General features: G+C 54.1%; 22 protein-coding genes, 1 tRNA gene and 2 rRNA genes. 19 read left to right on the forward strand and 6 right to left on the reverse strand.

Going from position 1 to position 26,201, the window contains the following annotated elements:
* Positions 1–96: 96 nt before the first annotated feature.
* The 5 genes from miaB (at position 97) to lnt (ending at position 5,812) form a co-directional block, all read left to right on the forward strand.
* Positions 97–1,521, forward strand: coding sequence for a tRNA (N6-isopentenyl adenosine(37)-C2)-methylthiotransferase MiaB (miaB, locus tag SHEW_RS15120; protein ID WP_011866720.1), 1,425 nt, complete (start codon positions 97–99; stop codon positions 1,519–1,521).
* Between the two features lie 241 nt (positions 1,522–1,762).
* On the forward strand, positions 1,763–2,806 hold the full coding sequence (locus tag SHEW_RS15125) for a PhoH family protein (protein ID WP_011866721.1): 1,044 nt from the start codon (positions 1,763–1,765) through the stop codon (positions 2,804–2,806).
* Positions 2,796–3,269: an rRNA maturation RNase YbeY gene (gene ybeY / locus SHEW_RS15130; RefSeq protein WP_011866722.1), complete on the forward strand. Its 474-nt coding sequence runs from the start codon at positions 2,796–2,798 to the stop codon at positions 3,267–3,269. The genes SHEW_RS15125 and ybeY overlap by 11 nt, the downstream gene beginning before the upstream one ends.
* Before the next feature lie 27 nt (positions 3,270–3,296).
* Positions 3,297–4,172, forward strand: a complete 876-nt coding sequence (corC, locus tag SHEW_RS15135; protein WP_011866723.1) for a CNNM family magnesium/cobalt transport protein CorC — start codon at positions 3,297–3,299, stop codon at positions 4,170–4,172.
* 26 nt (positions 4,173–4,198) lie between these two features.
* Positions 4,199–5,812, forward strand: a complete 1,614-nt coding sequence (gene lnt / locus SHEW_RS15140) for an apolipoprotein N-acyltransferase (RefSeq protein WP_011866724.1) — start codon at positions 4,199–4,201, stop codon at positions 5,810–5,812.
* A 146-nt stretch (positions 5,813–5,958) separates the two neighbouring features.
* Here the strand turns inward: lnt and SHEW_RS15145 are convergent, their stop codons facing one another.
* Positions 5,959–6,459 (reverse strand): zinc ribbon-containing protein, encoded by a 501-nt coding sequence (locus SHEW_RS15145; RefSeq protein WP_011866725.1) that lies wholly within the window; start codon positions 6,457–6,459, stop codon positions 5,959–5,961.
* A gap of 121 nt (positions 6,460–6,580) precedes the next feature.
* Between SHEW_RS15145 and leuS the strand changes: the two genes are divergently transcribed.
* The 14 genes from leuS to lipA all read left to right on the forward strand — a co-directional run bounded on the left by leuS (position 6,581) and on the right by lipA (position 20,637).
* On the forward strand, positions 6,581–9,172 hold the full coding sequence (gene leuS, locus SHEW_RS15150; protein ID WP_011866726.1) for a leucine--tRNA ligase: 2,592 nt from the start codon (positions 6,581–6,583) through the stop codon (positions 9,170–9,172).
* Between the two features lie 68 nt (positions 9,173–9,240).
* Entirely contained in the window at positions 9,241–9,735 is a 495-nt protein-coding gene (locus tag SHEW_RS15155; RefSeq protein WP_011866727.1) for an LPS-assembly lipoprotein LptE, read from the forward strand.
* On the forward strand, positions 9,735–10,766 hold the full coding sequence (gene holA, locus SHEW_RS15160; RefSeq protein ID WP_011866728.1) for a DNA polymerase III subunit delta: 1,032 nt from the start codon (positions 9,735–9,737) through the stop codon (positions 10,764–10,766). The genes SHEW_RS15155 and holA overlap by 1 nt, the downstream gene beginning before the upstream one ends.
* Before the next feature lie 11 nt (positions 10,767–10,777).
* Entirely contained in the window at positions 10,778–11,419 is a 642-nt protein-coding gene (gene nadD / locus SHEW_RS15165; RefSeq protein WP_011866729.1) for a nicotinate-nucleotide adenylyltransferase, read from the forward strand.
* Positions 11,420–11,564: 145 nt separating this feature from the next.
* Positions 11,565–11,894 carry a ribosome silencing factor gene (rsfS, locus tag SHEW_RS15170; protein WP_041407387.1) on the forward strand — a complete coding sequence of 110 codons (330 nt, stop codon included), beginning with the start codon at positions 11,565–11,567 and terminating at the stop codon, positions 11,892–11,894.
* Positions 11,894–12,364, forward strand: coding sequence for a 23S rRNA (pseudouridine(1915)-N(3))-methyltransferase RlmH (gene rlmH / locus SHEW_RS15175; RefSeq protein WP_011866731.1), 471 nt, complete (start codon positions 11,894–11,896; stop codon positions 12,362–12,364). The genes rsfS and rlmH overlap by 1 nt, the downstream gene beginning before the upstream one ends.
* A gap of 77 nt (positions 12,365–12,441) precedes the next feature.
* On the forward strand, positions 12,442–14,325 hold the full coding sequence (mrdA, locus tag SHEW_RS15180) for a penicillin-binding protein 2 (RefSeq protein ID WP_011866732.1): 1,884 nt from the start codon (positions 12,442–12,444) through the stop codon (positions 14,323–14,325).
* Positions 14,312–15,418 (forward strand): rod shape-determining protein RodA, encoded by a 1,107-nt coding sequence (rodA, locus tag SHEW_RS15185; RefSeq protein WP_011866733.1) that lies wholly within the window; start codon positions 14,312–14,314, stop codon positions 15,416–15,418. The genes mrdA and rodA overlap by 14 nt, the downstream gene beginning before the upstream one ends.
* An 11-nt stretch (positions 15,419–15,429) precedes the next feature.
* Entirely contained in the window at positions 15,430–16,437 is a 1,008-nt protein-coding gene (gene mltB, locus SHEW_RS15190; protein WP_011866734.1) for a lytic murein transglycosylase B, read from the forward strand.
* On the forward strand, positions 16,418–17,215 hold the full coding sequence (locus SHEW_RS15195) for a septal ring lytic transglycosylase RlpA family protein (RefSeq protein WP_011866735.1): 798 nt from the start codon (positions 16,418–16,420) through the stop codon (positions 17,213–17,215). The genes mltB and SHEW_RS15195 overlap by 20 nt, the downstream gene beginning before the upstream one ends.
* Before the next feature lie 135 nt (positions 17,216–17,350).
* Positions 17,351–18,523, forward strand: coding sequence for a serine hydrolase (locus SHEW_RS15200; RefSeq protein WP_011866736.1), 1,173 nt, complete (start codon positions 17,351–17,353; stop codon positions 18,521–18,523).
* A 134-nt stretch (positions 18,524–18,657) separates the two neighbouring features.
* Entirely contained in the window at positions 18,658–18,924 is a 267-nt protein-coding gene (gene ybeD / locus SHEW_RS15205; RefSeq protein ID WP_011866737.1) for a DUF493 family protein YbeD, read from the forward strand.
* Between the two features lie 95 nt (positions 18,925–19,019).
* A complete protein-coding gene (gene lipB / locus SHEW_RS15210) occupies positions 19,020–19,670 on the forward strand; it encodes a lipoyl(octanoyl) transferase LipB (RefSeq protein WP_041406693.1) in 651 nt (216 codons plus the stop codon).
* A 1-nt stretch (position 19,671) separates the two neighbouring features.
* Positions 19,672–20,637, forward strand: a complete 966-nt coding sequence (lipA, locus tag SHEW_RS15215) for a lipoyl synthase (RefSeq protein WP_011866739.1) — start codon at positions 19,672–19,674, stop codon at positions 20,635–20,637.
* A gap of 104 nt (positions 20,638–20,741) precedes the next feature.
* Here lipA and rimI read toward each other — a convergent pair whose 3' ends face one another.
* The 5 genes from rimI to SHEW_RS15240 all read right to left on the reverse strand — a co-directional run bounded on the left by rimI (position 20,742) and on the right by SHEW_RS15240 (position 26,159).
* Entirely contained in the window at positions 20,742–21,191 is a 450-nt protein-coding gene (gene rimI / locus SHEW_RS15220) for a ribosomal protein S18-alanine N-acetyltransferase (protein WP_011866740.1), read from the reverse strand.
* Positions 21,169–21,519 carry a hypothetical protein gene (locus tag SHEW_RS15225; protein ID WP_150099975.1) on the reverse strand — a complete coding sequence of 117 codons (351 nt, stop codon included), beginning with the start codon at positions 21,517–21,519 and terminating at the stop codon, positions 21,169–21,171. The genes rimI and SHEW_RS15225 overlap by 23 nt, the downstream gene beginning before the upstream one ends.
* Before the next feature lie 146 nt (positions 21,520–21,665).
* Positions 21,666–21,742: transfer RNA gene (locus SHEW_RS15230), tRNA-Trp, on the reverse strand.
* A gap of 1,236 nt (positions 21,743–22,978) precedes the next feature.
* A 5S ribosomal RNA gene (gene rrf / locus SHEW_RS15235) occupies positions 22,979–23,094 on the reverse strand.
* 172 nt (positions 23,095–23,266) lie between these two features.
* Positions 23,267–26,159, reverse strand: a 23S ribosomal RNA gene (locus SHEW_RS15240).
* Positions 26,160–26,201: the final 42 nt, after the last annotated feature.

A 26,201-nucleotide genomic window follows, 5' to 3' on the forward strand; every position in this document is an offset into this window, starting at 1 on the left:
TCATCCTTATGACGTGCAAAAGCTAGCCAGCAGGCGGCGCAGAGGGTAAAATGTCGCGCTATTTTTCCCAGTAGTTGCAACAACGGCGCAAAACTGATGAGTAAGAAACTCCACATTAAAACCTGGGGCTGTCAGATGAATGAGTATGACTCATCAAAGATGGCCGACCTGCTCGACGAATATCAAGGCTACACCTTGACCGAAGAGGCCGAGGAAGCAGATGTACTGCTACTCAATACCTGCTCTATTCGCGAAAAAGCACAGGAAAAAGTATTCCACCAGCTGGGTCGCTGGAAGACGCTAAAAGACAAGAACCCTAACCTTATCATAGGTGTAGGTGGTTGCGTGGCGTCTCAAGAAGGTAAGGCAATCAAAGACAGAGCTCAGTGTGTCGACCTGATCTTCGGCCCACAGACGCTACATCGTCTGCCAGAGATGATCGAACAGATCCAGCAAGGCGGCAAGGCCGTCATCGACGTCAGCTTCCCCGAGATTGAGAAGTTCGACCGCCTGCCAGAGCCGCGCGCCGAGGGCCCGAGCGCCTTCGTCTCCATCATGGAAGGCTGTAGCAAATATTGCTCTTTCTGCGTGGTGCCATACACACGCGGTGAAGAGGTGAGCCGTCCGGTGGACGACGTGATCCTAGAGATCGCCCAGCTCGCCGAGCAAGGCGTGCGTGAGGTTAACCTGCTAGGCCAGAACGTGAACGCCTATCGCGGCGCGACCCACGATGACGATATCTGTACCTTCGCAGAGCTGCTACGTTATGTGGCCGCCATCGACGGTATCGATCGTATTCGTTTCACTACCAGCCACCCGATCGAGTTTACCCAAGACATCATAGACGTGTATGAAGACACGCCTGAGTTGGTGAGCTTCCTGCATCTGCCGGTGCAATCTGGTTCAGATCTGATCCTCACCCAGATGAAGCGTGGCCACATGGCTATCGAATACAAGTCGATCATCCGTCGTCTACGTAAGGCCAGACCCGACATTCAGATCAGCTCTGACTTCATCGTCGGCTTCCCTGGCGAGTCTAAGCAGGACTTTGCCGATACCATGAAGCTGATTGAAGATGTGCAGTTCGACCACAGCTTCAGCTTTATCTACAGCGCACGCCCGGGTACACCGGCATCGGATCTACCCGATGATGTCTCGCTGGATGAGAAGAAGGAGCGCCTGGCGATTCTGCAAGACAGGATCACCCAGCAGGCGATGCGCTACAGCCGTCAGATGCTAGGCACAGTGCAGCGTATCCTGGTAGAAGGCCCATCGGTTAAGAACCCTATGGAGCTGCGTGGCCGCACCGAAAACAACCGCGTGGTGAACTTCGAAGCCGATCCTAAGCACATAGGTAGCTTCGTCGACGTCGAGATCGTCGATGTGTTTACCAACTCGCTGCGTGGCAAATTCATTCGCGGCGAAGATGAGATGGACCTGCGCCGTGACCTGCGTCCATCAGACATCCTGGCCAAGCATAAGAAAGATGACGATCTTGGGGTGACTCAGTTTATCCCTTAGGCATCTCTAAAATGCGAATTGAAAGCGACCCCAGGGTCGCTTTTTTATTGCACATTTCTATCGTGCATTTTTACTGCGCCTTGAATCCATAAACCTTTTAGGGGCGGCGAATTTTCAATCAAATGGTGCAATCAAATAGCATTAGCAATTAAACTTAATGCCTCGTAAACTGTCACTATAGTCTGTCGGGCATGACACCCGACGGCACACGCATTCACGACAAACGCAACTGGAGCTATTTTTGTCAAACAAACTCACCACGCTCAATCTGTATCTCGAGCCGTCTGATACCCGTAGGCTAGCGTCGCTCTGCGGCCCCTTTGATGACAACATCAAACAGCTCGAGCGTCGCATCGGCGTCGAGATCAACTATCGCAATAACCATTTTCAAATTGTCGGTCAAGCCCGCAACTGCCTGACGGTCAATAATCTGCTCAAAGAACTCTATGTCGAGACGCAGCCGGTACGCGGCAGCACGCCAGACCTCGAGCCCGATAAGGTGCACATGGCGATACAAGAGGCTATCGCCCTCGAGGCCGACGCCCCCCGCGACGACAAAGAGCTCTATATCAAGACCAAGCGCGGCGTGGTCAAGCCCCGCAATCCCAACCAGAGCGATTATGTGGCCAACATAGTGCGCCACGACATCACCTTCGGTATTGGTCCGGCCGGTACGGGTAAGACCTACCTGGCGGTCGCCGCGGCGGTCGATGCCCTGGAGCGTCAGGAAGTGAGACGCATACTGCTGACCCGCCCAGCTGTCGAGGCCGGCGAGAAACTCGGCTTCCTGCCCGGCGATCTCAGCCAGAAGGTCGACCCTTACCTGCGTCCACTGTATGACGCCCTGTTTGAGATGATGGGGTTCGAGAAGGTCGAGCGCCTGATCGAGCGCAGCGTCATCGAAGTCGCGCCCCTGGCCTATATGCGTGGTCGTACCCTGAATGATGCCTTTATTATCCTGGATGAGAGCCAGAACACCACTGTAGAGCAGATGAAGATGTTCCTCACCCGTATCGGCTTCAACTCCCGCGCGGTGATCACCGGCGACATCACCCAGATCGATCTGCCCAAGCATCAGAAATCTGGTCTGCGCCATGCCATCGAGGTGCTTAGCGAAGTCGACGAGGTCAGCTTTAACTTCTTCCAGGCCAAGGATGTGGTGCGCCACCCCGTGGTTGCCCGTATCGTCGAGGCCTATGAGGCGCACGATCAAAAAGTCGCCAGCGAAAAAGCCAAGCGAGAGAGCCAGTTTAAGGCAGAGGAGCCTAAGCACCATGATGCCTGATAGCCCAATAGCACTGCACCTGGATCTACAAGTTGCGACCCAGGCCGAACAATTGCCGAGCCAGGAAGAGTTCGAGTCTTGGGTACGTCTGGCTCTAGGCAACGTCATGCCCGAGGCCGAGATGACCATACGCCTGGTGGATGAGGCTGAAAGTCAGCAGTTAAATCATACCTATAGAGGCAAAGACAAGCCGACAAATGTGCTATCATTCCCGTTCGAGTCGCCACCTGAGGTTGAACTGCCCCTGCTGGGCGACTTAGTTATCTGTGTGCCTGTGGTCGAGCAGGAGGCTGAGATCCAAGGAAAAAGCCTTACAGCCCACTGGGCCCACATGGTTGTACATGGTTGTCTGCATCTGCTAGGGTATGATCATATTATCGATAGCGAAGCAGAAGAAATGGAGTCTTTAGAGACTCAACTTATTGAAAGTTTGGGATTTCCCAATCCTTACAAGGAGCAATAGCCGGCCAATTCTGGTCAGGAAATTACTATGAGTGACGATAACCCACCGAGTAGCAACGCCCATAAGAAGGGCTGGTTTGAAAAAGTAAGTCAGTTATTCCAGGGCGAACCACAGAGTCGCGACGAGTTAGTGGAGGTGATCCACGACGCTGAACAGAGAGAAGTGATCAGCGAAGACACGCGCGAAATGATTAAAGGTGTTTTAGAAGTCTCCGATCTGCGCGTGCGTGACATCATGATCCCACGTGCACAAATTGTGGCGCTAAAAATAGACAACACGGTAGAGGAGCTGCTGTCGACCGTCATAGGCTCGGCCCATTCCCGCTTCCCCGTGGTCAACGAAGATAAAGATCATATCGAAGGCATACTGCTGGCTAAAGACCTGTTGCAGTATGGCTTTAAAAATAACGACGAGCCCTTTTCCCTCGAGCAGGTGATCCGTCCGGCCGTCGTGGTGCCAGAGAGCAAACGTGTCGACGTGCTCCTGAAGGAATTCCGTTCCCAGCGTTACCATATGGCGATCGTCGTCGATGAATATGGTGGCGTTTCCGGTCTGGTCACCATCGAGGATATTCTCGAAGAGATCGTCGGCGAGATCGAAGATGAGTTCGATCACGACTCCGCCGAAGAGACAGAGATCCGCAAGGTGGGCAAACAGATCTACATGGTCAAGGCACTGACCCCTATCGACGACTTCAACGAGACCTTCGGCACTCAGTTTAGTGACGAAGAGTTCGATACCGTCGGCGGCTTGGTCTCCCACGCCTTTGGCCACCTGCCCGAGCGCAACGAGAAGATCACCATAGATGAGATTGAATTTAAGGTGATTAGCGCCGACACCCGCAGGCTGGTTCAGCTCAGGGTGAAACTTCCCGATCCCCAGACCGAAGAAGAAAACGCGTAAACCTTCGGTCCCCTGATGAGGCTATAATGCTGCTACGACTTAGGGCAATTGCCCATCATCCTGTAATACGGCTGGTACTCGCCTATCTGGCGGGTGCCAGTACCGCTCTGGCCTTTGCCCCCTATGCACTTTGGCCCATCTATCCGCTGGCCATGGCGTTCGCCCTCTGGCACAGCCGCCGGCTTACCCCGAAGCAGACATTTCTCTACTGGCTAAGCTTTGGCTTTGGCAGTTTCTCTGTGGGGATCAGCTGGGTGCATGTCAGCATAGACACCTACGGTGGCCTGCCGCTTATCGCCTCACTGGGCCTGATGGCCATCCTGGCCCTCTACCTGGCGCTCTACCCGGCGCTGGCGGCCTACCTCAGCATCAAGCTGGTGCCTAAGTCGCTCACACTGCGCTTTCTAGCCGTCTTCCCTGCCGCTTGGGTGCTGACCGAGTGGGCCAGAGGTTGGGTGCTGACCGGCTTTCCTTGGCTTTGGGGCGGCTATAGCCAAACCAATGGACCACTGGCGCCCCTTGCCAGCAACATAGGCGCCCTGGGTCTCAGCCTGGTACTAGCCATGATCGCCGGCGCCTTAGCCCTTGCCTTTACCCATAGTGCTGAAGGGCAAGGCTCAAATGGGGTGAGCTCAAATGGGGTAAGCTCAAATCGGCCGCGCTCATTGAGCTTGCAAGCAGCACCGCTGCTGATTATCACCTCCCTTGCCGGCCTGGGGTCATTTGCCAGCGCGCAACTATCGCCCATTACCCCGACGGGCAAGTCGGTCAAGGTGGCGCTGGTCCAGGGCAACATCGCCCAGAGCATGAAATGGCAGCCCGAGGCGCTCTGGCCAACCATGATTAAGTATATGGATCTCTCAAGGCAGTCACTGGCCGACACAGATCTGTTTATCTGGCCGGAGGCGGCGATCCCCGCCCCCGAGTATATGGTGGAAGAGTTTCTCGACAACGCCAACAAGGTCGCCAACCTGAATAACAGCGCCATCATCACGGGCATCATCAGCAAGCAGCAGAATCGCTTCTATAACTCGCTGATCGTCCTGGGTAACCACCAGCAGCTACAACAAGAGAGCGCCGATTATCGCGGCGATGGCAGCAACGAGTTTCGTAAGCACCACCTGCTGCCCATCGGCGAGTTTGTGCCGCTGGAAGATCTATTAAGGCCGCTGGCGCCCTTTTTTAACCTGCCCATGTCCTCCTTCGCCAGAGGCGACTTCCAGCAGCCTAACCTGGACGCCGTGGGGCATCAGCTGGCGCCGGCCATCTGTTATGAAATCGCCTTCCCCGAGCAACTCAGGGCTAATGTGAATGCCGGAACAGAGCTGCTGCTCACCGTCTCCAACGATGCCTGGTTCGGCCGCTCAAATGGGCCGTTGCAGCACATGGAGATCGCCCAGATGCGCGCCATCGAACTGGGCAGGCCGCTACTAAGAGCCACCAACAATGGTATCACCGCCGTGGTCGACTCACAGGGCAAGATCACCCACAGCCTGCCGCAGTTTGAAACCGGAGTGCTCAAGGCCGAGGTGCCGCTGGTGTCCGGCAGCACAGGCTTCGCCCGCTGGGGCCAGACGCCACTCCTGCTGCTGTGCACCATCATCTTAATCGGCGCCGTGATCCGCAGACTAAGGCTCTAGCTTTAGCTCTAGAACTGGCCCTCCAAAAAATTTCGAGCAGATACAAAAATCCCCGCATTGGCGGGGATTTTTTATGAGCCGGTCAGACTCACAACTCAGGTTAGATGCTTATGGGTCTGGCGCTCAGGCACCAAGCGCACAACAGATTAAGGCGCTAGCGCCTCACGGGTAAACTGATCGCCATCGCACTCGGGGCAGTCGGGGATCACCCCGGGGAATTCGATGCGCATCTCATGGCCGCAGCCGGTGCAGACCATCACCCCCTGACCCACTATCTCGCCGCTCTGATAATAGCCGTGATGTTTGAAGTCTTGGGTCACCTCATGCCACTCCACCTGGCTCCTGTCGGTGATCTCACTCAACCAATGCCACAGGGTATTCTCGGCGGCGATGACTGTAGGGCTGTGGCTAAGATCCGTGGCGTTCTTTTCGGCCAGGTAGCTGCCGATATCACGCTTTAAAAATTCTTCCACCAGGGCAAGCTCCTCCTCCTTGGCCTGCTCCTTGAGCAGCAAGAACTCCTTACTCGCCGTGACAGTCTTATATAATTCCTTTGCAGTCATTGAGTTATCTTCAGAGAAATCCGATTTCACCTGCTCGAATAGGGCCTGGTAAAGCGCTAGCAACTCGGTACTTCTTTCACTCATGTTCAATACTCCTTCATGCGAACCTTTTTAATGACTCACTTCTAGTTTATTCTATGCAGATCTAACTCGCGCGCAAGATGCGCAAGATCAAATAAATAGGCGGCATGGCCGGGAATCATCAATGCAAGAGCAATATCTACCTTCAGAGATTGAAGCTAAGGTGCAGCAGCACTGGCAAGACACTAAAACATTTGAAGTAACCGAGGACGAAAGCAAAGAGAAGTTTTACTGTCTCTCTATGTTTCCATACCCTTCTGGCCGACTGCATATGGGCCATGTCCGCAACTACACCATAGGCGATGTCGTTGCCCGTTACCAGCGTCTGCAAGGAAAAAACGTATTACAACCCATAGGTTGGGACTCTTTCGGTCTGCCTGCTGAGAACGCCGCCATCAACAACAAGACGGCACCGGCCCCTTGGACCTATGAAAACATCGATTACATGAAAAACCAGCTGAAGATGCTGGGTTTCGGCTACGACTGGAGCCGTGAGATCGCCACCTGTACACCTGAATACTACCGCTGGGAGCAGTGGTTCTTCACCAAGCTGTACGAGAAAGGCCTGGTCTACAAGAAGACCGCCTCGGTTAACTGGTGTCCAAACGATGAAACCGTACTGGCCAACGAGCAGGTTCAAGACGGCTGCTGCTGGCGCTGTGACACCCAAGTGGTGCAAAAAGAGATCCCTCAGTGGTTCATCAAGATCACCGACTACGCCGAAGAGCTGCTGAACGACATCGACCAGCTGGACGAATGGCCAGAGCAGGTCAAGACGATGCAGCGCAACTGGATCGGCCGTAGCGAAGGCATCGAGATGACCTTCCAGGTCGAGGGTAGCGATCAAAGCTTCGACATCTATACCACTCGCCCAGACACAGTAATGGGCGTGACCTATGTGGCGATCGCCGCCGGGCACCCGCTGGCGCAACAAGCGGCCGAGAACAACCCTGTGCTGGCCGAGTTTATCGAAGAGTGCAAGAACGCCGACACCACAGAAGCCGCCATGGCCGCCATGGAGAAGAAGGGTGTCGACACAGGCCTTAAGGCCATCCACCCGCTGACAGGCAAGCTGGTACCTATCTGGGCCGCTAACTTTGTGCTGATGAACTATGGTACTGGCGCCGTGATGTCGGTACCGGGTCACGACCAACGCGACTACGAATTTGCCACTAAGTATGGCCTGCCGATCGTAGGCGTGATCAAGCCTGCAGATGGCGAGCTGGATATCAGCGAAGAAGCCTACACTGAGAAGGGTATCCTGTTTAACTCTGGCGACTCATTCCCAGAGCTGGACGGCCTAGACTTCCAGGCGGCGTTCGATGCCATCGACGCTAAGCTGTCCAGCGAAGGCAAGGGTAAGCGCCAGGTGAACTATCGTCTGCGTGACTGGGGTGTCTCTCGTCAACGTTACTGGGGCGCGCCAATTCCTATGGTCACCCTGGCCGACGGTACCGTGATGCCAACGCCTGAAGATCAACTGCCGGTGATCCTGCCTGAAGATGTGGTCATGGATGGTATCCAGAGCCCAATCAAGGCCGACAAAGAGTGGGCCAAGACCCAGGTTAACGGTCAGGAAGCCTTCAGAGAAACCGATACCTTCGACACCTTTATGGAGTCTTCTTGGTACTATGCCCGCTACTGTAGCCCTAAGGCCGACCAGATGCTGGATCCAGCCAAGGCCAACTACTGGCTGCCGGTGGATCAATATATCGGTGGTATCGAGCACGCCTGTATGCACCTGCTCTACTTCCGTTTCTTCCACAAGCTGCTGCGCGACATCGGCCTGGTTAACAGCGATGAGCCAGCCAAGCGTCTGCTGACCCAGGGCATGGTGCTGGCCGATGCCTTCTACTACACAGACGACAAGGGTGCCCGTGTCTGGGTATCGCCAAACGATGCCAAGGTTACCGAAACCGACGACAAGGGCCGTATCGTCAAGGCCGTCGACAGCCAAGGTCATGAACTGGTTTACACCGGCATGAGCAAGATGTCTAAGTCGAAGAACAATGGTATCGACCCACAAGAGATGGTAGACAAGTACGGCGCCGATACCGTACGTCTATTCATGATGTTCGCCTCGCCACCAGAGCTGACCCTGGAATGGCAAGAGTCGAGCGTCGAAGGAGCTCACCGCTTCATCAAGCGTCTGTGGAAACTGGCCCACGACCATGTGTCACAAGGCCCAACCGTTGCCCTGAATGTTGCCTCACTCGATAGCGCTCAAAAAGAGCTGCGCCGTGAGCTGCACAAGACCATCGCCAAGGTAGGTGACGATATCGAACGTCGTCAGATGTTCAACACCGCCATCGCCTCTGTGATGGAGCTGATGAACCGTCTGCAAAAGGCGCCGATGGAGAGCGAGCAAGACAGAGCCCTGATGCAGGAAGCCCTGTGCGCCGTGGTGCGTCTGCTCTACCCTATCATCCCGCACACCAGCTTCGAGCTGTGGCAGGCACTGGGTCACGAAGAGACAATTGAAAACGTGCTTTGGCCGGTCGTCGATGAGTCGGCGCTGGTCGAAGACAGCAAGCTGATCATAGTACAGGTGAACGGTAAGCTACGCGCCAAGGTAACTGTGGCCGCCGACGCCGACAAAGACACTGTGGAAGCCGCCGGTATGGCAGAGGAAGGCGTTATCAAGCACACCGAAGGCAAGACGGTACGTAAGGTGATTTATGTACCTGGTAAGCTACTCAATATCGTAGCCAACTAACTGCCCGCTTTACTCGGCCACCTCTGGTGGCCGAGTCTTATCAAACATGGAAATAGATGGCTTAGCCTATGCTTATTAAACGCTTATGTTTTGCAATCTTAGCCCTCTCGGTGCTGCTTAGCGCCGGATGTGGTTTTAAACTTCAGCGCAGCTACTCGATCCCAGATTCTCTTAAGACGCTCACCCTGAGCAGCCAGGACGAATATAGCGAGCTGACCCGCCTGGTGCGCGAACGCCTGCGTCTCAACAGCATCACAGTGGTGGAAGATGACGCCAGCGTGCCTGTCGTTAGGATCCTCAACGACTCGCTGGACAGAAGCACTCTCTCCCTCTACCCCACGGGAAATGTGGCGGAATATGAGCTCAACTATCATGTGCGCTTCGCGGTGCAGTATCCCGAGCGTGAGGCCAAGGCCTTCGATGTCGACATTCACCGCGACTACCTGGACGATCCCCGCACCGCACTGGCAAAGAGCCGTGAGATGGAGCTACTCGTAAAAGAGATGCGCATCCAGGCCGCCGACCAGATCATCCAGATCCTGGCCTCTATCGAGACCAACTGATGCGCGTCTACCCGGACCAGCTCGCCAAGCAGCTCTCGCCGCTCAAGCCCTGTTATCTCATCTTTGGTGATGACCCCTGGCTGTGTGAAACCAGCAAGCGGGCGATCTTCGATCAGGCCAAGCGAGAAGGTTTCGAGGAGCGCATAGTGCTCACTCAGGAGACAGGCTTTAACTGGCGCGAATTGCAGGATGAGTGGAATACCATGAGCCTGTTCGCCAGTCGCCGCATCATAGAGCTGCACCTGCCCCAGGCCAAACCCGGCAGCGAGGGCAGTAGCCAGCTACAGAGTCTGATGCAGCAGGTAAATCCGGATATTCTGTTGGTGATCACAGGGCCAAAGCTTGCCAGCGAACAGACCAAGTCGAAATGGTTTAAGCAGCTGGATGACAAAGGGGTTTATATCCCCTGCGCCACGCCAGAAGGGCCACAGTTTCAGCGCTGGTTACAGACCCGCATTCGCGAGGCAGGGCTAAACCTGACTCTGGACGCCCAGCAGCTGTTGCTGAGTCTGTATGAAGGCAACCTGCTGGCGGCGGATCAGGCGATACAACTGCTGGTGCTACTCAGCCCCAGCAGCCAGATCACCAGCGAGCAACTGCAAAGCTACTTCGAAGATCAGTCCCGTTTCAGCGTGTTTCAGCTGGCCGATTGCCTGCTGGCTAATCAACAGGAGAAGGCCCAGCATATCCTGGCCCAGCTCCAGGCAGAGGGCACAGCCCTGCCGATACTGCTGTGGGGCCAGTTTAAGGAGCTGACCACACTGTTACAGCTCAAGCAGGCCCAGGAGGCGGGAACGCCGCTGCAGAGTCTGTGGAGTCAGTTCAGGATCTGGGACAAGCGCAAGGGGCTGTATCAGGGCGCGCTGTCTCGCCTGAGTCTAAGTCAGATAGAGACTGCCCTGGCCAGCGCCTCGAAGATCGAGCTAAAGCTCAAGCAGCAGGGGGCTGAGGATTGGACCGCCATGAGTCACCTTTGCCTGCTGTACGATCCCAAGGCTCACAGCCATCTTAGCCATATCGAACTCGGCTAGGGATAAGCAAGATGAAGATAGGCATACTGGGCGGCACCTTCGACCCCATTCACTATGGTCATATCAAGCCATTGCTTGAGGTACAGGCCGCCCTGGGACTAGACGAAGTCTGGCTGATGCCCAACCATATTCCGCCCCACAAGGACGGCACCAACACCTCTACCCGGCATCGTCTGGCGATGGCCCAGCTGGTGTGTCATCAATACCCACAGCTCAAGCTGTGTGATATAGAGGCAAACCGCGACCAGCCCTCCTATTCGGTAGAGACCCTGAAGCACCTGCGTCAGACCCACGGCCAGGATCAGCTAGTGTTTATCATGGGGATGGACTCCTTCGTCGGCCTACCGACCTGGTATCACTGGCGGCAGCTGTTCGATCTCTGTCATATCGCCGTCTGTCAACGCCCGGGCTGGACGTTGTGTGATGACAGCGAGATGGCTGCACAGATTAATACTCGCCGCGCAGACAAGACGGGGCTTGATAAGGCTGCCGAGTCAGATTGCTACGCCGGTCTCATCTTCCCGGTGACCATCACACCTCAGCCCTACTCCTCTACCGAGATTCGCCGGCAGCTGGCCCAAAATCAGCTGGCGACCGATGCCATGCCGCAAGCTATCGCCGACTATATCGCCGCCCATCGGCTCTACCGCTAACAGCCAGATAACAAGGCCTCAACCTTTAGCCAAACTCACGCCCATTAGGGTGCAGACAGGCATTTCGCGCACCGCTAATAGCAATTACTTTAGGGGCATAACCTGTTATACTGCCTCGCTGTTAAAAATGAATGAGGAATTTAGCGTGCAAAGCGCCGAGCTTAAACAGTTTGTAGTCGACAAGGTCGAAGATTTAAAAGCAAAAGATGTTGTAGTACTGGAAGTCACCGACAAGTCGAATGTGACCGACTATATGGTGGTCTGTTCGGGTACTTCTAAGACCCACGTCAGAGCGATCGCCGAGAACGTGGTACTCGAGGCCAAACGTGCCAACCTACATATCCATGGCGTCGAAGGCCGTGACAGCAGCGAATGGGTGCTGGTCGACCTGGGCGACGTGATTGTTCATGTGATGCAAGACAAGACCCGCGACTTCTATCAGCTTGAAAAGCTGTGGTCTGAAAAGCCAGCTTAATGAAGTTACAACTCGTTGCCGTGGGCACTCGCATGCCCGCCTGGGTCACCACAGGTTTCGAAGAGTATCAGCGCCGTTTCCCCAGGGACATGGCGTTCGAACTGATTGAGATCCCTGCCGGCAAGCGCGGTAAGAATGCCGACATCGCCCGCATCTTGCAAAAAGAGGGCGAACAGATGCTGGCGGCTATCCCTAAGGGAAACCATATCGTCAGCCTGGATCTGCCGGGTAAAAACTGGACCACGCCCGAGCTTGCCACTCAGCTCAATCGCTGGCAACTGGACGGTCGCGATGTTAGCCTGCTTATCGGCGGCCCCGAGGGGCTGGCCCCCGCCTGCAAACAGGCGGCGAATCAAAGCTGGTGTTTATCGGCCTTGACCCTGCCCCACCCCTTGGTACGCGTCTTGGTGGCCGAGAGCCTATACCGTGCCTGGAGCATCAACAACAACCACCCGTATCATAGAGAGTAGTGCGCCGCGCGATACTCGAGTCAATCGAGGGATAGACGATGATAGTGACAACCAACATACTGCCGGAGAGAGTATAATTGGCGCCACGTAAACGGATGGCCATGCATGATCATGCCGCCGAAGCCTCGCTGTTCAAACGCCGCGCCATCTTCACCTTTGCCTGCGTGGTGGTCTTGCTAAGCATACTGCTAGGTAACCTCTATCATCTGCAAGTCTTGTCCTACAAGGACTACGAGACCCGCTCCAACGACAACCGCATCCGCGTCGTGCCCGTGGCGCCAAGCCGCGGTTTGATCTACGACAGACACGGCCAACTGCTGGCGGAGAACCAGCCCTTCTACTCGCTGGAGCTGATCCCAGAGAAGGTTAAAGACGTTCCCGCGACCCTGGATGAACTCGCTAAGGTCGTCGAGCTCAGCAAGGATGACAGAGAAAGCCTGGTCGCCTCCCTCAAATACCATCGCCGCTTCAAGCCGATAACGGTCAAGAACCGCCTGTCGGAGGAGGAAGTGGCGATCTTTAGCGTTAACCAACACAGATTCCCTGGCTTCTCCATCGACGCGGGCCTGAAACGCCACTACCCCTACGATGGGCTGCTGACCCATGTGCTGGGCTATGTGGGCCGCATCAACAACAGGGACCAGGCCGCATTGCAACGTAACGGCCAGTGGCAGAACTACGCCGCCACCAAGGATATCGGCAAGCAGGGAATCGAAAAATTTTATGAGAGCCTGCTGCACGGCATGCCGGGTCATCTCGAAGAAGAGGTCAATAACCGCGGCCGCACCATTCGCACCCTTAAATCTGTGGCGCCAGAGCCGGGCCAGGATATCTACCTGACCCTGGATCTTCAGCTACAGAAGAAGGCGATGGAGCTACTGGCGGGTCGCCGCGGCTCAATCGTGGCTATCGATCCTCGCGATGGCGGCATACTGGCCATGGTCTCCAGCCCCAGCTATGACCCGAACCAGTTCGTGCACGGCATCAGCTCCAAGGCCTATAGCGATCTGCTCAACGCTCGCTCACGCCCTTTGATCAACCGCGCCACTCAGGGCCAATACGCCCCGGCATCGACGGTTAAGCCTCACATGGCGCTGCTGGGCCTGGAAGAGAAGGTAGTGACCCCTAAGACCCGGGTGTGGGATCCAGGCTTTTGGCAGATCCCCGGCGTCGAGCGCAAGTATCGCGACTGGAAACGTTGGGGCCACGGCTGGGTCGATGTCAACGGCGCCCTGGTGCACTCCTGTGACACCTACTTCTACGACATGGCCTACAAGACGGGCATAGATAAGATCAGCAACTTCATGCAGCAGTTCGGCTTTGGCGAGCGCACAGGTGTCGATATCTTCGAGGAATCGGCCGGTAACATGCCATCCAAGGACTGGAAGCGCCTCAAATACAATCAGCCCTGGTATATCGGCGATACCATCTCGGTGGGGATCGGCCAGGGTTACTGGACCACCACGCCGCTGCAGCTGGCCAACGCCACCGCCATCATGGCCAACAAGGGCGAGCGTTTCGTGCCGCACCTGTTGAAGTCGATCAAAAATGATACCGTCAAGGTCGACACGCCGGTAGATAAGATGGCGCCCGTGGTGCTTAAGAGTCCACACAACTGGCAGATCATCAACGAGGCGATGCGAGATACCGCCCATAAGTCGCGCTTCGTCGACGCGGGCTATACCGCGGCGATGAAGACGGGTACCGCCCAGGTCTTCAGTGTAGCCGAAGATGAAAAGTATGACGCCGAAAATATCGACGAACACCTGAGGGACAACGCCTTGATCGTCGCCTACGCCCCCTATGAGGCGCCGCGTATCGTGCTGGCAGTGGTACTGGAAAACGCCGGTTGGGGTGGCGCCAACGCAGGCCCCGTGGCCCGCGCCCTGCTGGATGAGTATATGCTTCGCGATAACCTGCCCTTAGAAACCGCCGGGAGCCCACACAATGAACGCCCATAGCCATAGACCCAACATCTGGCAGCGCATGCATATCGACCTGCCATTGCTTCTTGGGCTACTGGCACTCATGTGCTATGGCCTGTTCGTTATCTATTCCGCCGGTGGCGAAGATATGGCGCTGATGGAGCGTCAGCTGATCCGCATGGGACTGTCGCTGGGAATCATGTTGTTCGTGGCGCAGATTAATCCCGAGGTGCTCAGGCGCTGGGCCTTCCCCATCTATATCGCCGGGGTGATTCTGCTGCTCGGTGTGCATTTCTTCGGTGAGATCAACAAGGGCGCCCAGCGCTGGCTCAACCTGGGCTTCATGGAGTTTCAGCCCTCAGAGCTGATTAAGCTGGCCTTCCCCATCACCATGGCCTGGTATATCAGTAAGTTTCCCCTGCCGCCGAAGAAGCGTTATCTGGCCGGTGCCGGGGTAATTCTGCTCATTCCGACACTCTTGATTGCCAAGCAGCCGGATCTCGGTACCTCTATCCTGGTGGCGGCCTCAGGGATCTTCGTGCTGTTTCTCTCCGGCATGAGCTGGGCCATCGTCGGCAGCTTCATCGGCGGCGTGCTGGCCATGCTGCCTGTGCTCTGGTTTTTCCTGATGCACGACTATCAACGTACCCGGGTATTGACCCTGCTGGATCCAGAAAAAGACCCGCTGGGCGCCGGCTATCATATTATTCAGTCCAAGATCGCCATCGGCTCAGGTGGGATCTGGGGCAAAGGCTGGCTCGACGGCACTCAATCTCAGCTGGAGTTCCTGCCTGAGCGCCATACAGATTTCATCTTCGCGGTTATCGGCGAGGAGTTTGGCCTGATCGGCAGCCTTATTCTGCTCTGCCTCTACCTCTATGTGATCGGCCGCGGCCTGGTGATCGCCTCGCGCGCACAAACCAGTTTTGCCCGTTTACTCGCTGGCAGTATTACTTTAACCTTCTTTGTATATGTCTTTGTGAATATTGGCATGGTATCGGGACTACTCCCCGTGGTCGGTGTGCCCCTGCCCCTCATCAGTTACGGCGGTACCTCTATGCTGACCCTGATGACAGGCTTCGGGATCCTGATGAGCATACATACCCATAGACGATTCATTGACCGTTAAAGGAAGACGATTTGAAACCAGTTTCACAGCTATTTTTCGCCCTGATGCTGGGCGGTGCCAGCTTGCTGGCCCAGGCCGATGATAAGGTGATCCCCCAAGAGGGTGACATCAGTGAGTTGAAGACAGCCTTCACCGAGCAGCAACTCGGCGCCGGCTTCACCCAGGCAGAGATAGACAGCTTTCTCAGTAGCGCCCAATACAACCAGAAAGTGATCGACGCCATCACCACCCCTTGGGAAGCCAAGCCCTGGTTTCAATATCACCCCATCTTCCTCACCGATAAGCGTCTGGAAAAGGGACTGAATTTCTGGCGCACCCATGATGCGACCATCGCCAAGGCGGCAAAGACTTATCAGGTAGACCCCGAGATCATCGTTGCCATTATCGGCATCGAGACCTTCTACGGCGGCTACATGGGCACCTATCCGGTGATCGATGCCCTCTACACCCTGGGCTTTCATTACACGCCGCGGGCCGACTTCTTTCGCAAGGAACTCGCCCAGCTACAGACCCTGGCCAAAGAGGAAAAACTGGACCTGACTACGCTAAAAGGCTCCTACGCCGGCGCCATGGGTTATGGTCAGTTCATTCCCTCCAGCTATCGTCATTTCGCGGTGGATTTTAGCGGCGATGGCCGCCGTGACTTGGTCGGCGATCCGGTTGATGCCATCGGCAGTGTCGCCAACTACTTTCATCAACATGGCTGGCAAAAAGGCGGCCTGGTCACCCTACCACTGACGACTCACCATCTGCCCGCGCATCTCAAGGCCTGGTCGGGAGAGAAGCTCTCCTACAAGGTTGCCGACATCCTGTCGCCAACCATCTCCCTGGCGCAGAATGTCGATCTCGACGTGCAACAACCCGCACTACTGGTCGAGCTTGAGCAGCAAGACGGCAAAGACTACTGGCTGGGACTGAACAACTTTTACGTGATCACCCGCTATAACCGCAGCCCGCTGTACGCCATGGCGGTGTATCAATTTAGCCAACAACTCAAAGATGCTTATGCGAAACAGTAACGCCCTGTCACTGCTCTCCTTCATCCTGCTATTGGTTTTGGCGGGCTGCTCGTCGCAGAGCGGCCGCTATAAGATTGCCGACGACGTAGCGCCGACCGATGCGCCCGATGTCTCCAAGGTCGAAGATGCTCATCCCAAGTTTGAGCCCTACAGCCGCGGCGGCAACCGCAAGGAATATACGGTACTGGGCAAGACCTACCGGGTGCTCGACACAGGCAAAGGCTATCAGAAGACAGGCATCGCCTCCTGGTATGGCGCCAAGTTTCATGGTCACCTCACCTCCAATGGCGAGACCTACGACATGTATTCCATGTCGGCGGCCCATAAGACGCTGCCACTGCCAAGCTATGTGAAGGTCACTAACCTGGCCAACGACAAGTCGGTAGTGGTGAGGGTCAACGATCGAGGCCCCTTTCACGATAACCGCATCATAGATCTCTCCTACGCCGCGGCGCATCGCCTGGACATGCTCAAGACGGGCACGGCCAAGGTGCAGCTTGAGGTGATCTACATCGAAAATCCCGAGTCTGTGGCTTTGGCCGCACTGCAGGAAACCAAACTTCACTATGTGCAGGTGATCGCCTCCTCAGATAAGGGGCGCATCGACCATCTGGCACAGACCCTGGCCGATCAGTATCAGGTGCAGACCCGTATCCAACAGAGCGGCAATCTCTATCGCCTGCAACTCGGCCCCATAGGTCGCCAGCAGATCGCCGCCCAGTTGCATCAGACACTGCAGCAAAACGGCTACCCTCAGAGCTATCTGGTGACCGAATAAGGTAACGACCCGAAATCGGTGCGCTTTTCCTTAAGATTAAGGAACCTTCACTGATTTCGATGGTCGACTAATGTTATACTCGCCCGACATAGCGCCCAAATTTTTGCATTCAACCAAAAGACGTGCCTTGATAATATGAAATTACTGAATCACAGCTTTAAAACACTCCTCCTTGTCTCCTCTCTCTCTATCACGGCAGCCAACGCGGCACCCGTTGTTACGCCTGATGCTCCTAAGGTGGCAGCCAAAGCCTTTATCCTGATGGATTACAACTCGGGCCAGATCATCGCCGAAGAGAATGCCTATGAGAGCCTGAACCCAGCCAGTCTCACCAAGATGATGACCAGCTACGTGATAGGCCACGAGATCAAGGTGGGCAACATCTCGCCACAAGACAAGGTGACCATTAGTAAGAATGCCTGGTCGAAGAATTTCCCCGACTCCTCCAAGATGTTTATCGAGGTGGGCAAGCAGGTCTCTGTCGAAGAGCTCAACCGCGGCATCATCATTCAGTCGGGTAACGATGCCTGTGTCGCCATGGCCGAACATATTGCCGGCACAGAAGATGGTTTCGTGGATCTGATGAACTCCTGGGCCAAGCAGCTGGGCATGCGTGACAGCTACTTCGAGAACTCCCACGGCCTGGACTCGGAAAATCACAAGACCACAGCCTACGACATGGCACTGCTGGGCGCCGCGCTGATCCGCGACGTACCCGAGGAGTACCGCGTCTACTCGGAGAAGTCTTTCACCTATAACGGCATCAAGCAGTACAACCGTAACGGTCTGCTATGGGACAAGAGCCTGAACGTCGATGGCATCAAGACGGGCCACACCTCAGGCGCCGGTTACAACCTGGTGACTTCGGCAACCAAAGATGGCATGCGCCTAGTGTCTGTAGTCTTGGGCACCGCCAGCGAGTCGGCCCGTAAGGCCGAGAGCAAGAAGCTTCTCAACTATGGTTTCCGCTTCTTCGAGACCATCACCCCCTACAAGGCGGGCGACAGCTTTGTAACCCAGAAGATCTGGTACGGTGACAGAGAATCAGTGGATCTGGGCGTGCTGACAGATACCCCCATCACCATTAGCCGTGGCCAGGCGAAAAACCTCGAGGCCAACTACGAGCTGAACAAGGAGCTGACTGCCCCGATCGCCAAGGGTGAGACAGTAGGCCGCATCTACTTCCAGCTTAACGGCAAAGACATTGCCCAGTTCCCACTGGTCACCCTACAAGAGGTGAACGAAGGCAGCTGGTTCAGCAAGCTGATGGACTACTTTAAGCAGATGTTTGCCAGCTGGTTTAACTAATTCCACAGCGACAAATGCATGAGATAGTAAAAAGTCACCTAAGGGTGACTTTTTTGTTTTTAGCCTCTCAGGCTTGAATTAGGTATAATAACCCCCATTTTATAGCCATTAAGTTAGGCAAGAGATAGACACCTATGTTAGACACCAAATTTCATGAACTCCTAGACTTCCCCGCGGCCTTCCCTTTCAAAGTCGTGGGCGACGCCAGAGACACACTCGCCGATGACGTCGTTGCCGTTGTGCAGCGTCACGTGCCAGGCGACTATATGCCAACCTCCAGGGCCTCAAGCAAAGGCAGCTACCACTCGATCACCGTCAAGGTAACGGTTCACAGTAAAGAGCAGATCGAACTGCTTTACATCGAGTTAGCGGCTATCGAAGGGGTTAAGCGCGTCCTCTAAGATGCGCCCTCCTGATAGGAAATGTGATCTACCTTACATTTCCTGATTTCGCGCGTATAATAGGCGCACTTAAACGCTGAGGGGAGAGGTTGCCCTTGAAAGATACGGTTTTACATATTCGTCATCTTGGTCGCCAGGATTACGAGTCGGTATGGCACGCCATGCAGGAATATACCGATAATCGCGATGAAACGAGCCGAGATGAGCTTTGGATAGTCGAACATCCTCCGGTGTTCACGCAGGGCCAGGCAGGCAAGAGTGAGCATATTCTCAACCCCGGTGATATCCCCGTCATTCAAGTCGACCGTGGTGGCCAAGTGACCTACCATGGCCCAGGGCAGTTAGTCGCCTACCCACTACTGGACATCAAGCGCCTCAAAATCGGCGTTCGCCAACTGGTGACCGACATAGAGCAGAGTATCGTCAAGATGCTCGCCCTCTATGGTATCGAAGCCTATCCTAAGGCCGATGCTCCTGGCGTCTATGTCGAGGAGCGCAAGATAGCCTCTCTGGGTCTGCGGATCCGTAAAGGCTGCTCCTTCCACGGCCTGGCACTAAACGTCGATATGGATATGTCCCCCTTTCAGCGCATCAACCCCTGCGGTTATGCCGGACTAGAGATGGCTCAATGTAAGCCGCTCAAGGGGCCACAAAGCGTCGAAGAAGCCGGCGAGAAACTGATACAAACCTTTAGCCAAGAATTGGGCTATCAACATCTAGAACATCATCAAGGGTTAACAGACTAATATGAGTAGGCCTGAAAGATTACAACCCGGAGTCAAGTTACGCGATGCCGACAAGGTCTCTCGTATTCCGGTCAAGGTCGTGCCTTCCGAGCGCGAAACCATGCTACGCAAACCCGATTGGTTGAGAGTCAAGCTCCCGGCATCGAATCAACGTATCGTCGACATCAAACAAGCGCTGCGTAAGAACGGTCTGCACTCTGTATGTGAAGAGGCCTCCTGCCCTAACCTTGCCGAATGTTTTAACCATGGTACCGCTACCTTCATGATCTTGGGCGCCATCTGCACCCGTCGCTGCCCCTTCTGCGACGTGGCCCATGGTCGTCCACTCAAGCCTGATGCCGAAGAGCCGGTAAAACTGGCACAAACCATCAGAGACATGAAGCTGAAATATGTGGTGATCACCTCTGTGGATCGTGACGATCTGCGTGATGGTGGTGCCCAGCACTTTGCCGACTGTATTCGCGAGATCCGTAAGCTCAACCCAGAGATCAAGATTGAGATCTTGGTGCCCGACTTTAGGGGCCGCATCGACGCCGCCTTGGAGATTCTGGCCACAGAGCCACCCGATGTCTTCAATCACAACCTGGAAACTGCGCCTAAGCACTACCGTAAGGCTCGTCCAGGGGCGAACTACCAATGGTCACTGGATCTGTTGAAGAAATTCAAAGAACAACACCCACATATTCCGACTAAGTCGGGCCTGATGATGGGTCTGGGTGAGACCAACGAAGAGATCGCCGAGGTGCTTCGCGACCTGCGTGCGCACAATGTTGAGATGCTGACACTCGGTCAATACCTGCAGCCTTCTAAATTCCACCTGCCGGTAGAGCGTTACGTGCCGCCAGCCGAGTTTGACGAGCTGAAAGACTATGCCGAAGAGATAGGCTTTACCCATGCCGCTTGTGGTCCTATGGTGCGTTCTAGCTACCACGCCGACCTGCAGGCGCAAGGTAAAGAGGTTAAATAACCTAAAACCTTAGGCAAGCAATTGTCTTTAGCGTTCAACGCTTAGAAACAAAAATAGCGCCCTTGCGGCGCTATTTTTTTATTCCCGAGTACAAACCCAAACGGCTAGAACAAACGCTCCATCAAGATAGCGTCTTCTTTCCCCTGTTCCAGCTGATAATAGTTGGCTCGCATTCCTACCTGCTCGAAGCCCATCTGGCGATATAAGGCGATTGCCCTTTCATTAGAGGCCCTCACCTCTAACATCATACGTTCGGCCCCCTGAGTGGCTGCCAGCTCGATTAACGCCTCGGTGAGGCGCTTACCCAAACCTTGCCCCTGAGCGTCTGGCCTGACGCAGATATCCATCAGGGTGGCATCTTCGAACAGTTGGTGCAGAATACTGAAGCCCAACATCTCCTCATCATCGAAGAGACCGATAACATGGTAGAAACGCCCGAAACAGGTCTCAAGGTTACTCAGCGACATGGGGAAACTATGGCAGGCCGACTCCAGCTCATGCAACTTAGGAGCGTCTTCCTTGCTCAGTGTCTTAAGCGTTAGCGTCATAGGCATCGCTCTCCCAAATATGCTGCCATAGTTCGCGCTTGGCCTTAGATTCTTGCTCGAGAACGGCGATAGGTGCAGAGCTGATGGCGCATGCCACCTTAGGTAACCTAAGACTTCGCATATCCCAGAACACCTCTTTGGTGCTGCTCAGCGAATCGCTGACGACGACCTGCTTTTCCTGCTCGGGAAAGAGCGCCAATACCTGACGGATAATCGGGTGGTCACCTGAGACGCTCGCGCCTCGATCCACAAGAATATGGTACAGGGGAAGCTCGGCTCCCTTCTCTACCCAGCGGGTTATACCCATCGCATCTAAATATGCACTCGGTTCCAAATCGCCTCCAGACAAATGCTAACCCCTTAAGGATAACCTCTGCCCAGGCGAGTGTCACGACGACCAGAGACTATATGAACTGGAGTGAAAAGATAAAACTCAGAAAAGCAAAAAGCCGTTCATTTCTGAACGGCTTCTCTAGAATGTGGCAGGGGTGGCAGGACTCGAACCCGCAACCATCGGTTTTGGAGACCGCTGTTCTACCAATTGGAACTACACCCCTGTTGACGTGGGGCATTATGCTAAAACCCCTCCCAAAGGTAAAGGACTTTTTATGGCTAACTCGCTCAATTGCGGCTTTTTCATGCAAGATAGCGAATATTAAGTCATATCCTCACTTTCCCACTCAAAAAATGGCCATCCACACCATCATTCAACCTGCTTTTAATGACGTTATACGTCACTGATTAATGGCATATCGAGCCTGAAATCCCCCAAGCAAGTTCTATTAATGATTACCTTCGTAGGCAAATAACAGCCCAGCCTATAGCATCCAAAATAAAGCCTACATAATTTTGCATCGAGCCTCTTCGAGACTAGCATTAGGGGACAAATACATAGAGACCTGCTACCCGCACTTTCCTCTTTCTATCCTAGACACCACAAACGAAAACCTTACTAGCTATTCCACAGATCAATACATCAGCTTTTAGCGACTCAGCCTCCGCCAATATAAGCGAAGAACAGTTCCGCAAAGCGGACCAAATAGACAGTATAAATAGATAGTCCTGTGAGCAAAACTACTCTCAATTGATAGTAGTAGTCTTTAGTCATCGAGGTATCGATGTAGGAAAAAGGCTTAAAAATAGGAGTACGGTTAATTCACACCATAAAGGCTGTAACCCAAGGCTACTGGCTAGAAAGTAAAGACGATTCATAGTGGCTTAAAAGAATAAGTATATGCAAAAGGTTTCTCACATGGGGCGTAGAAGTCCTGCTATGGATGCGCAACATCCAAGGCCTTTGTAGCGCGAAGCACGGACTGATGAGTCGCTACACATAAAAGAAAGGCATTTGCATTGCCAGATCCTACGCAGATACCAGATATTAACTCCCAAATCTCACATGGGGACGTCAGGCATCCTTTTATCAAGCGCAGCTTGATAAAAGGATGCCTGGAGCGCGAAGCAGCTAGGCTGCGAGCTGGGGAGGCTAATGAATAAAGAGAAAAGGTGCCTGTCATGGCCAAATACTAGCTCACCCAATCTCACATGGGGGCGTAAGACATCCGCTTATCAAGCGCAGCTTGATGGATGACTGGAGCGCGAAGCAGCTAAGCTGCGAGCCGGAGACCCCGCTTAGCGGTGGGACGACGTCGGGAGTAGGCATTCATGCCTACATAAGTGAATAAGCCACCTGACTTTAATTAAGGTGGTTTCGAGAGGGGATACTGATAATTTCATAAACCTCAAACGCAAAAAAGCCACCTTATTCAGGTGGCTTCTTCACTTAATTAGGCGCCTGGAAATGACCTACTCTCACATGGGGAGACCCCACACTACCATCGGCGCGATTGCGTTTCACTTCTGAGTTCGGGATGGGATCAGGTGGGACCACAATGCTATGGTTTCCAGACAAATTTGGAAATTCGGAAAGCTGTACTCTTATCTAAGAGTCAATCTGAGTTTTAGTACACGGATGTACTGTATGTCATAAATGCAGGAGCAATTTATGACCTCACTTCAATCAAGTACTTTTGTATTCTTTTGATTACGTAAAACCATCGTACGAAACCCTTTTGGGTTGTATGGTTAAGCCTCACGAGTCATTAGTACAGGTTAGCTCAACGCCTCACAACGCTTACACACCCTGCCTATCAACGTCCTAGTCTCGGACGGCTCTTTAGAGACCTTAAAGGTCTAGGGATGACTCATCTTAGGGCTCGCTTCCCGCTTAGATGCTTTCAGCGGTTATCGATTCCGAACGTAGCTACCGGGCAATGCCATTGGCATGACAACCCGAACACCAGCGGTTCGTCCACTCCGGTCCTCTCGTACTAGGAGCAGCTCCCTTCAATCATCCAACGCCCACGGCAGATAGGGACCGAACTGTCTCACGACGTTCTGAACCCAGCTCGCGTACCACTTTAAATGGCGAACAGCCATACCCTTGGGACCGACTTCAGCCCCAGGATGTGATGAGCCGACATCGAGGTGCCAAACACCGCCGTCGATATGAACTCTTGGGCGGTATCAGCCTGTTATCCCCGGAGTACCTTTTATCCGTTGAGCGATGGCCCTTCCATTCAGAACCACCGGATCACTATGACCTGCTTTCGCACCTGCTCGACGTGTATGTCTCGCAGTTAAGCTGGCTTATGCCATTGCACTAACCGTACGATGTCCGACCGTACTTAGCCAACCTTCGTGCTCCTCCGTTACTCTTTGGGAGGAGACCGCCCCAGTCAAACTACCCACCAGGCACTGTCCTCAACCCCGATTCAGGGGCCAGAGTTAGAACATCAACACTACAAGGGTGGTATTTCAAGGATGACTCCACGAGAACTGGCGTTCCCGCTTCAAAGTCTCCCACCTATCCTACACATGTAGGGTCAATGTTCAGTGCCAAGCTATAGTAAAGGTTCACGGGGTCTTTCCGTCTAGCCGCGGGTATACGGCATCTTCACCGCAATTTCAACTTCACTGAGTCTCGGCTGGAGACAGCGTGGCCATCATTACGCCATTCGTGCAGGTCGGAACTTACCCGACAAGGAATTTCGCTACCTTAGGACCGTTATAGTTACGGCCGCCGTTTACCGGGGCTTCGATCATGAGCTTCTCCGAAGATAACCCAATCAATTAACCTTCCGGCACCGGGCAGGCGTCACACCGTATACGTCATCTTGCGATTTTGCACAGTGCTGTGTTTTTGATAAACAGTTGCAGCCACCTGGTATCTGCGACTCCCGTCAGCTTAGAGAGCAAGTCTCATCACCAACAGGAGCGTACCTTCTCCCGAAGTTACGGTACCATTTTGCCTAGTTCCTTCAGCCGAGTTCTCTCAAGCGCCTTGGTATTCTCTACCCGACCACCTGTGTCGGTTTGGGGTACGATTCCTACTAACCTGAAGCTTAGAAGATTTTCCTGGAAGCATGGCATCAACTACTTCATCACCGTAGTGACTCGTCATCAACTCTCAGTATTAGGTACCCGGATTTGCCTAAGTACCCTACCTACAGCCTTAAACGCGGACAACCAACGCCGCGCTAGCCTAGCCTTCTCCGTCTCTCCATCGCAGTTAGCAGAAGTACGGGAATATTAACCCGTTTCCCATCGACTACGCCTTTCGGCCTCGCCTTAGGGGTCGACTCACCCTGCCCCGATTAACGTTGGACAGGAACCCTTGGTCTTTCGGCGAGGAGGTTTTTCACCCCCTTTATCGTTACTCATGTCAGCATTCGCACTTCTGATACCTCCAGCGTGGGTTACCCCTTCACCTTCAACGGCTTACAGAACGCTCCTCTACCGCACCAGCGCAAGCGCTAGTACCCATAGCTTCGGTGTATTGCTTAGCCCCGTTATATCTTCCGCGCAGGCCGACTCGACTAGTGAGCTATTACGCTTTCTTTAAATGATGGCTGCTTCTAAGCCAACATCCTAGCTGTCTAAGCCTTCCCACATCGTTTCCCACTTAGCAATAACTTTGGGACCTTAGCTGATGGTCTGGGTTGTTTCCCTTTTCACGACGGACGTTAGCACCCGCCGTGTGTCTCCCGAGTAGTACTCATTGGTATTCGGAGTTTGCAAAGGGTTGGTAAGTCGGGATGACCCCCTAGCCTTAACAGTGCTCTACCCCCAATGGTATTCGCTCGAGGCGCTACCTAAATAGCTTTCGAGGAGAACCAGATATCTCCCGGTTTGATTGGCCTTTCACCCCCAGCCACAAGTCATCACCGCATTTTTCAACATACGTGTGTTCGGTCCTCCAGTTGATGTTACTCAACCTTCAACCTGCCCATGGCTAGATCACCGGGTTTCGGGTCTACACCTTGCAACTAAACGCGCAGTTAACACTCGGTTTCCCTACGGCTCCGCTATTCGCTTAACCTCGCTACAAAATGTAAGTCGCTGACCCATTATACAAAAGGTACGCAGTCACGGTCTCAAGAACCGCTCCCACTGCTTGTACGTATACGGTTTCAGGTTCTATTTCACTCCCCTCACAGGGGTTCTTTTCGCCTTTCCCTCACGGTACTGGTTCACTATCGGTCAGTCAGGAGTATTTAGCCTTGGAGGATGGTCCCCCCATATTCGAACAAGATATCACGTGTCCCGTCCTACTCGTTTTCACCTAAAGTTAGTTTTCATGTACGGGGCTATCACCCTGTATCGCTGTGCTTTCCAACACATTCCACTAACACCCTCTAGGCTTAAGGGCTAATCCCCGTTCGCTCGCCGCTACTAGGGGAATCTCGGTTGATTTCTTTTCCTAAGGGTACTTAGATGTTTCAGTTCCCCTCGTTCGCCTCACTAAGCTATGTATTCACTTAGTGATGACACCTTATGGTGCCGGGTTTCCCCATTCGGACATCGTTAGCTCAAATGCTTGTTACTAGCTCGCCAACGCTTTTCGCAAGTTACTACGTCCTTCATCGCCTCTGACTGCCAAGGCATCCACCGTATACGCTTAGTCACTTAACCATACAACCCAAATGAGTTTCATCTGAGTCGCATCGCAACTAA

The organism is Shewanella loihica PV-4 (genome assembly GCF_000016065.1).
GTDB lineage: Bacteria > Pseudomonadota > Gammaproteobacteria > Enterobacterales > Shewanellaceae > Shewanella > Shewanella loihica.

Coding starts and splice junctions, on each gene's coding strand:
- ybeD (WP_011866737.1), top strand. CDS start 18,658: ATGTTAGACACCAAATTTCATGAACTCCTAGACTTCCCCGCGGCCTTC.
- lipA (WP_011866739.1), top strand. CDS start 19,672: ATGAGTAGGCCTGAAAGATTACAACCCGGAGTCAAGTTACGCGATGCC.
- SHEW_RS15195 (WP_011866735.1), top strand. CDS start 16,418: ATGCTTATGCGAAACAGTAACGCCCTGTCACTGCTCTCCTTCATCCTG.
- SHEW_RS15155 (WP_011866727.1), top strand. CDS start 9,241: ATGCTTATTAAACGCTTATGTTTTGCAATCTTAGCCCTCTCGGTGCTG.
- rodA (WP_011866733.1), top strand. CDS start 14,312: ATGAACGCCCATAGCCATAGACCCAACATCTGGCAGCGCATGCATATC.
- holA (WP_011866728.1), top strand. CDS start 9,735: ATGCGCGTCTACCCGGACCAGCTCGCCAAGCAGCTCTCGCCGCTCAAG.
- SHEW_RS15145 (WP_011866725.1), bottom strand. CDS start 6,459: ATGAGTGAAAGAAGTACCGAGTTGCTAGCGCTTTACCAGGCCCTATTC.
- miaB (WP_011866720.1), top strand. CDS start 97: ATGAGTAAGAAACTCCACATTAAAACCTGGGGCTGTCAGATGAATGAG.
- ybeY (WP_011866722.1), top strand. CDS start 2,796: ATGATGCCTGATAGCCCAATAGCACTGCACCTGGATCTACAAGTTGCG.
- leuS (WP_011866726.1), top strand. CDS start 6,581: ATGCAAGAGCAATATCTACCTTCAGAGATTGAAGCTAAGGTGCAGCAG.
- corC (WP_011866723.1), top strand. CDS start 3,297: ATGAGTGACGATAACCCACCGAGTAGCAACGCCCATAAGAAGGGCTGG.
- rlmH (WP_011866731.1), top strand. CDS start 11,894: ATGAAGTTACAACTCGTTGCCGTGGGCACTCGCATGCCCGCCTGGGTC.
- rimI (WP_011866740.1), bottom strand. CDS start 21,191: ATGCCTATGACGCTAACGCTTAAGACACTGAGCAAGGAAGACGCTCCT.
- SHEW_RS15200 (WP_011866736.1), top strand. CDS start 17,351: ATGAAATTACTGAATCACAGCTTTAAAACACTCCTCCTTGTCTCCTCT.
- lnt (WP_011866724.1), top strand. CDS start 4,199: ATGCTGCTACGACTTAGGGCAATTGCCCATCATCCTGTAATACGGCTG.
- nadD (WP_011866729.1), top strand. CDS start 10,778: ATGAAGATAGGCATACTGGGCGGCACCTTCGACCCCATTCACTATGGT.